Source organism: Klebsiella sp. K47 (assembly GCF_051858335.1).
GTDB classification, from domain to species: Bacteria; Pseudomonadota; Gammaproteobacteria; order Enterobacterales; family Enterobacteriaceae; genus Klebsiella; species Klebsiella pneumoniae.
Window position 1 is genome coordinate 1 of record NZ_JBPYUI010000051.1, and the last position, 7453, is coordinate 7453.

Below are 7453 nucleotides of genomic sequence, written 5' to 3' on the forward strand. Positions count from 1 at the left end.
TGCGGTCTGCGTACTCACCGGGCCAGTAACCTGCTCCTTTTCGGGGAGGAATAAGCGCGCTGATTTTTTTGCGGCGCAGTTCATCGTGACAGAGCCGGGTATCGTAAGCCCCGTCTGCCGCGGCTGCCCTGATTTTTCTGTGAGTCTGCCGGATAAGGCCCGGGAAGGCTTCTGAGTCCGTGACGTTATTCAGCGACAGGTCTGCACAGACAACTTCATGTGTGTTGCTGTCAACAGCAAGATGCAACTTTCGCCAGATACGACGGCGCTCTTTGCCATGCTTTCTGACTTTCCATTCGCCTTCACCAAAGACCTTCAGCCCGGTGGAATCAATCACCAGGTGTGCGATTTCACCCCGGGTGGACGTTTTGAAACTGACATTAACCGACTTTGCCCGCTTACTGACACTGGTGTAATCCGGGCAGCGCAACGGAACGTTCATCAGGGCAAAAATGGAATCAATAAAACCCTGCGCAGCCCGCAGGGTCAGCCGGAATACGCGTTTAATCACCAGAACGGTGGTGATGGCGAGATCAGAATAGCGCTGGGGCCTTCCTCGTGATGAAGGCGTTGCCGACTCATACCAGGCCTGAATCGCCTCATCATCCAGCCAGAAAGTGAGGGAGCCACGGTTGATGAGAGCTTTGTTGTAGGTGGACCAGTTGGTGATTCTGAACTTTTGCTTTGCCACGGAATGGTCTGTGTTGTCGGGAGGATGCGTGATCTGATCCTTCAACTCAGCAAAAGTTCGATTTATTCAACAAAGCCGATTTATTCAACAAAGCCGACGCAGGTAAAAGATGTATCCAGCGTGTATATTCCATCAATGGCTTAATGACCAGATTAGTGAAGGTATAGGCCTCCTCACTCAGGTCTGAATTTGGCAAACCGATATACATATTAATTTCCTGTAACCGGTTAGCATGTACAGATAGAATCTCACGCTCTGAAAAGAGTGTTATACCCGCAGGCTTACTTGGACAATCAAGATAGCTTTGCACATCCTTGTTAAGCGTGTGCGGGATATCGTACTCATCATCTGTATAAAAAACAATATCGTGGTCAGGCCCTCCGAAGAGGGCGACCCTAATTTTTAAAAAAATCCTGGATATAATACTCATATCAACCTGTGAGTTATTGTACCGAAACAGGAGTAGCAGAAGGCTGTGTTTTGTCAGATGGTTTACCGGTGCCAGCTGCTGCTTCTGGTTTTAATGTCGGCTCACTGCCAGCATCAGCAGAATTGTCACTGTGACCGGACTGAACAGGGGCTTTAGTTTCGAGACTGGCAATATAAAGTTCCACCGATTTAAACCGCTTAATGTTCTGAATGAATGGCAATGCGTCGTATTTTCCATTCACGCGGTTTTCAGCGTTCAGTATTTTAGTTATGTTGTCCATCGCAACCCGCAGTGAGCTCAGGAGTTGCAGGATAATTCGGTCATGAACCTGTTGTGATATCTGACCGTATAACCACAACTGATGTGCCTGACGAGTCAGGACGTTGATGGTCTGGATAATATCCAGCAATTTATAGGTCATTGGGTGGTTCCAGCGAATTTCAAATTCACCATAGTCGAACCCTTCGAATGAAGAATCATCCAGAGGCAGTCGGGCGACATTTTTGTCAATCTGCTCTTTGAAGGTATTTACATTACCCGACAGTTCTTCGTAAATACCGGAGAGCCATTTCTGAACTTTAGTGCTTGTCGCCTGGTCACCTTCTACCAGGCGGAAAATATTATAAATGGCATTGGAGATGGCGTTAAACTGGCGCAGGCAGGCTCTGTTTTTTTCATGAAAGTGCGTATAGAACTCACTTGAAAGTGGCTTTAGTTTTGAAATGACCATCCCTAACGGTCGGTTATTGCCAGTGTTTTGTTGATTGCGCGGTTCAGTTTTTGGGGATGCGTTGTCAGCCATTATATTAACCTCTTCAGTTTTTCCAGTCTTTTGATGTCGGCCAGTTTTCGTTGATGGAATTCCGCGAGGAGATCACGGATTGGTTTAATTTTGTTTTCTGTTTCCTGGATCATCTCCAGTTCCCAGTCCAGAGCATTTTTAAAACAACTAACGCTGTATCCTCCGAGTTTAGGTTTAACAACCACGCCATGATGTTCAATTTTGTTTTTGAACCTAGGCGAAAAATCTTTCCATACAATTGTCAGTTTTTGCGACGATCCAACCTTTCTCAGCACAGGAGCAAAACGACCAGGTATAAACCTTCCCCCGTTTGCATACGTGGTCTGGGATATCAGTTGGTTTCGTGCCTTCCAGGCCTCCCAGTATTCATCCAGAATTTTAGAAGCCTCCGATTTCAGTAACTCGATATAGCGAACCGAGTTCTCGATAACGATTTCCTGATGTGCCGTAATTATCGGGTTCATATCAACTCCTCCAGCAACACAGACTACAGGAATCCAAACAGATTTTTCTGAACTAACAAGGGCGTTTGCATTTTTTTTTAAAATTTTTTTGTGCTCATGCCGTCGGCTAAAAAAAGTAACTTTTTTGTGAGCACGTCCAACAACCTCTGCCTGTGGCCCGCACGGTGTGCGATCCATCCCCGGAAAACCACTTCACGCAAACTTGGAGATGGAAAAAGTAACTTTTTTGCTAACCAGTAATAGGTACCCTTATACATAAGTAACTATTTGCAAAAAAAGTACTAATGAAAGTGTAGGATTCCAGTCCTGCCATTAGTACCTTTCACAGGAAAAAGTACTAATGAAAATCTATCCTCATTAGTACTTTTTTGATGAAAAGGTACTAATGAAACCGAGCGAAACTGTGCAGCTTCTATAAAAAGTGCCTAATGTTATAAGTACCAGTACAAGGTAAAAGGACAGTGATTTTTTATAATTTAGTATCTAATAATATTAGTACTTGTTTTTTTTGGGTAGTATCTCTAAGATGGCTTTGATATAATAACAGCCCTTAAGTAACCGTATGTAGCGCGATTTAAAAGTACTCTGGAGAGCGTATGGACGTACAACCCAACGTACAGACTGACACGGTCATTAAGGCGTTTCTCCGCTCGGAGTTGCAGTTGATACGTAGTCAGAAAAAACTACTCAGTGTGTTGCCTCGTGATCTCGCGTCGGACTACCGCTATATACCGGAGAACCTGCTGGAGCGTTTTTTCCATCCCGCCACTGATGCGCGTCTAAATAGAATTGCCCTGTCAGAAGCCAGACCAGGTAGCCTGCTAGTTCCCCGTGTCAACGGGAAGCCTGTTTTATGGGGTGAGTTAATAAAATTAATCCTGGATGACTCTCAGTTACTGAAGTTTGAAACGTACGGCAGACCTTTTGACAGTACCGAGATGAAACCAAATGAGCCATGCGAATTATTGAGCGGGAAGCAGTATGTTTATAAACCCGTCGACCTTGAGTTATTCAGGAAAAACATCGTCTCTATACAGATGAATTTCCTGGTCAATCTATGGAATCTGGCCAGATTTAAACCGGCTTATGTCAGGGCTTATTTGGCTCTGTCTAATGACGCTTTTCAGATGCTCCTCGATACAGAGATATCCGCCTTTGTTGAGGTGACAAATGTGGTTCTCTTTCCCCGGTTTATAACCTATGATGCCGGACGACGTGATCACAAAGTATAAGCATGGGGTTACGAGATTATGGCTGATGTTCTGGAAGGTTTCATCCCAAAGGAAAATATGTAAAACTTACGAGTTGAATTTGCTCTTAAAGATTCATATGAGAAGCTAAAGTTATTTTAGCGGTTTCTGGATGCTATAAAAGTTAACTAGCTTCACTCATTGATATGGTAACCTGATTACGGTTCATTCATGTTGGTGAATAACAGGAACCGAGCGTGCTTCGCTGAAAAGTAACTTTTCTGAAAACATGAAGTGGTTTTTCCTGCCGGTCGAAAGAACCGGACCAGGTACACGTTAAGGAGAATGCGGATAATGGGCTTTAAAAAGAGCGAGGTAAGCCAGCTAAATAGCCTGGCAAGTGCCATAAAGTTAATAGAATTTGATGCCAATAAATATACCATAACACATTTGTATGGTCGTAAAGTTGCCGACAGCCTGGAGTACCCCAAAGGGATAAATACAAGAAAAGGGGTAGGTAAATGGCTCGGTGAAAAATCCGCCATGTTGCTGTCAAATGTCGTTGTAAACAATTCTATTCATATTTTCGGATATGACACTCAAAATCCTACAGAATCAACCAGAGAAATGGATTTTAATGCACTTGTTGATTTGTTAATTAACACGGGATATACGCCGGAATACTACCCGCTCAAGGTCAACAGGATTGTCGAAGTTCTCAACGGGATGTCGGAAGCTGACTATAAAGACTATTGCCTGGTATGTAAAAAGCCCTTCATACATGCGCCGGACAGGTATGATTCCTGCCCGACATGTAGCGCAAAAAAATGCAAAGTTGCTATTATGCGTGGCTTTGTTGAATAAATCAGATTTCGGGTAAGTCTCCCCAGATATCCTTCCACAAAACAGCTGGGCCGTTGGGTTCGGATTTATGAAGAGAAGGGCGATTTACCCAGGGAATTAAAACCAAGAGAACGCTATTCACGTACACAGAAAATTGCTGCTGTTGAGCATTATCTTACTCACGGTGGTTGCCTGTCGTACACTCGCCGAGCCATCGGCTACCCCAGTAACGAAATTCTAAAGCGCTGGATTGAAGAGTTTTATCCAAATGCGCGTCCCCTGGTCATTCGCTCAGGCACAAGCAAATGCTTCAGCCCGGAATAGAGGTCTCAGGCCGTCCGGGAGCTCTGTAACCGACGTGAAACCGCGCGTAAAGTTGCACAAAGCATAGGCGTCAGCGTCCCGGTCCTGTACAAATGGAAGAAAGACCTTATCAGTGACGAGACTTATCAATCCATGCGCAAACGAAAGGCAGCCCCTCAGGATAAAAATCAGGATGCTTTACTCGGTAAAATCCGGTGTCTCAGGAAGCAGGTTCATCAGCTGCAGCTCGAACGTGACATACTGACAAAGGCGAATGAACTGATAAAAAAAGATCTGGGCGTCACCTTTCTGAAACTGAAAAACAGGGAGAAAACCCTGATAGTTGATGCCCTTAAGAAAAAGTACCCCGTTGCTGAGTTGCTAAGCGTTCTGCAACTTGCCCGCAGCTGTTATTTTTACCACAAAGCCAGCAAACGTCTGTACGATAAGTATGCGGAAATACGCGTGATCATGGCCGATATCTTTGAGGAGAATTACCGCTGTTACGGCTACCGGCGCCTTCACGCGATGCTTCGCAGTAACAACAGAGTTATTTCTGAAAAGGTTGTCCGCAGACTGATGGCAGAAGAGCAGCTCGTTGTTAAGCGCACCAGGCGACGACGATATAACTCTTACTGTGGCGAAATCGGTCCGGCACCGGAAAATTTACTCGCCCGGGATTTTAGTTCCTGCAGGCCAAATGAGAAGTGGCTGACCGATATTACGGAGTTCCAGCTTCCGGCTGGAAAAGTCTATCTGTCGCCGGTTATCGACTGCTTTGATGGCCAGGTTGTAAGCTGGTCGATAGGAACACGCCCGGACGCGACGCAGGTGAATACGATGCTCGATGACGCACTCGATACGCTCAGCGAACATGATAAACCGGTGATACACAGCGATCGTGGTGGCCATTACCGGTGGCCGGGCTGGCTCGAGCGTATCAACACCTCCGGACTTATAAGGTCCATGTCGCGCAAAGGATGCTCGTCGGATAATGCTGCGTGTGAAGGCTTCTTCGGGCGTATCAAAAACGAAATGTTCTATGGCAGAGACTGGGCGGGTATCACGCTGGAAAAATTTATCTGCTTCCTGGACAGGTACATACGCTGGTATAATGAGAAACGTATCAAGCTATCATTAGGTGCAATGAGTCCTGTGAAGTACCGGCAGCATCTTGGGATCACAACATAACAGTCCAGGAAAACATCCGCAGCCCCAAAAGTGACATTACCAAATGGTTCTAACAAAATTGGTGCGTGTAATCATTGTTATGTTAAATAGCCTCCATGAGTATTTTACTTCATGGTTTTTTGGTGCAACCACTGAAATCAGCATGTTGAATCGCCACGGATAATCTAGACACTTCCGAGTCGTTGATAATACTGGTTTTCATATTCTGTCGGTGACATCTGATTGCTCGAACCATGCCGACGCTTACTGTTATAAAACATTTCGATGTAACCAAAGATATCGCTGCGGGCTTCTTCCCGCGTTCCGTAGATCTTTTTCTTTATCCGTTCGCGTTTCAGCAACTGTAGAAAGCTTTCTGCAACCGCATTATCGTGACAGTTACCGCGACGGCTCATGCTCCCCCTCCAGGCCTTGTGATTTCAGGAACGACTGCCACTCATGGCTTGTGTATTGACTGCCCTGGTCCGAGTGAACCAGCACCTGTTTTTGGGGATTACGCCGCCATACAGCCATCAGCAGTGCATTCAGGACAATGTCCTTTGTCATCCGGGATTGTATTGACCAGCCGATAATTTTGCGTGAGAATAGATCAACAACCACAGCAAGATACAGCCAGCCTTCGTGGGTCCTGAGTGACGCTCCTCCTCTGGAACGCATCATGGCCATCGTCCAGGTCATGGACTTATTTGACGAACCAATGAAAATCCTGATGCTTGCCCGTCACTTTGGCGGGGCTTATGTGGAAGAGCAAGAACGTGCCAATAAACTCCAGGCAACTCTGGACATGATGAGCGAGCCAAAATGCGTGCCGGCGCCAGAGCTCTCCGGAGACAATATGGGCATTGAAAGCAAAGAGCGGGAGATCGCCAGCCTTAAGTCTTCTTTAGGCATGTTAATTACCGCCTTTAAACTAATGGCAACCCATAACGGTTTCAAAATGCCAGAGCTAACCGGCGATGAACATCCCGCTGCTATTCGCCAGCTACTTGGTGCGATGGCGGATAATATGGATGAAGCGAAGAGCCGTATCGAAGATATGATGCGAGAACTTGCCCACTGCCACGATCTAAATGACCAGCCGCACAAGATGCAGCAAGTCAGCCACTGAACCTGAAATAGCAAGGGGGCGAGAGCCCCCTTCCCCTCCTCCGTAGCCCTCTGTATAGATCTTTTACGCCTTTTCTTGTTTGAGATAATAAAACAAATAAGAAAACAAATTGTTTATATTGTGAAATTATGAGTACAGCGCTTTCTGTCCTTGAGTCTTTTGCTTCGAACACCGGTATCGACCACAGCAAAGAGATGAACGTCATCCATGCAATCGTGGCCGAGTGCGAGAAAGGGATCGCGTTCATGCACCAGGTTCACGACTTCACTTATGGCGACGAACGTCACTGGAATAAGTGTTTAAGATTTGTACTACCTACATTGGAAGTGGAAATTATTTGGTAGGGATATAAGATCATATCCCTAAGCTCTTTTAAGGCTTTGTTGAATAAATCAGATTTCGGGTAAGTCTCCCCCGTAGCGGGTTGTGTT

General features: G+C 45.8%; 6 protein-coding genes and 3 pseudogenes. 4 read left to right on the forward strand and 5 right to left on the reverse strand.

What is annotated here, in order from left to right:
• The 4 genes from RRF55_RS26590 to mobI all read right to left on the reverse strand — a co-directional run.
• Nucleotides 1–736: IS5 family transposase (locus RRF55_RS26590; protein ID WP_219400985.1), on the reverse strand; the 736-nt coding region annotated here is incomplete at its 3' end.
• A 1-nt stretch (nt 737) separates the two neighbouring features.
• A complete protein-coding gene (locus RRF55_RS26595) occupies nt 738–1121 on the reverse strand; it encodes a hypothetical protein (protein ID WP_048292264.1) in 384 nt (127 codons plus the stop codon).
• A gap of 13 nt (nt 1122–1134) precedes the next feature.
• Complete coding sequence (locus tag RRF55_RS26600; RefSeq protein WP_439419186.1) at nt 1135–1923, reverse strand: hypothetical protein; 789 nt, start codon at nt 1921–1923, stop codon at nt 1135–1137.
• Nucleotides 1923–2564 carry a conjugative transfer protein MobI(A/C) gene (mobI, locus tag RRF55_RS26605; protein ID WP_223171881.1) on the reverse strand — a complete coding sequence of 214 codons (642 nt, stop codon included), beginning with the start codon at nt 2562–2564 and terminating at the stop codon, nt 1923–1925. Before mobI ends, RRF55_RS26600 begins: the two co-directional genes overlap by 1 nt.
• Before the next feature lie 419 nt (nt 2565–2983).
• Between mobI and RRF55_RS26610 the strand changes: the two genes are divergently transcribed.
• The 3 genes and pseudogenes from RRF55_RS26610 to RRF55_RS26620 form a co-directional block, all read left to right on the forward strand.
• Nucleotides 2984–3619 carry a hypothetical protein gene (locus RRF55_RS26610; RefSeq protein ID WP_223171879.1) on the forward strand — a complete coding sequence of 212 codons (636 nt, stop codon included), beginning with the start codon at nt 2984–2986 and terminating at the stop codon, nt 3617–3619.
• Nucleotides 3620–3931: 312 nt separating this feature from the next.
• Nucleotides 3932–4441: a hypothetical protein gene (locus tag RRF55_RS26615; protein ID WP_045372388.1), complete on the forward strand. Its 510-nt coding sequence runs from the start codon at nt 3932–3934 to the stop codon at nt 4439–4441.
• 27 nt (nt 4442–4468) lie between these two features.
• Nucleotides 4469–5914, forward strand: a pseudogene (locus RRF55_RS26620) (IS3-like element ISKpn38 family transposase); the annotation flags it as partial.
• 164 nt (nt 5915–6078) lie between these two features.
• Here RRF55_RS26620 and RRF55_RS26625 read toward each other — a convergent pair.
• A pseudogene (locus tag RRF55_RS26625) lies at nt 6079–6547 on the reverse strand (IS3 family transposase); the annotation flags it as partial.
• A gap of 1 nt (nt 6548) precedes the next feature.
• On the opposite strand from RRF55_RS26625, the pseudogene RRF55_RS26630 reads away from it, so the two are divergent.
• Nucleotides 6549–7022, forward strand: a pseudogene (locus RRF55_RS26630) (hypothetical protein); the annotation flags it as partial.
• Nucleotides 7023–7453: the final 431 nt, after the last annotated feature.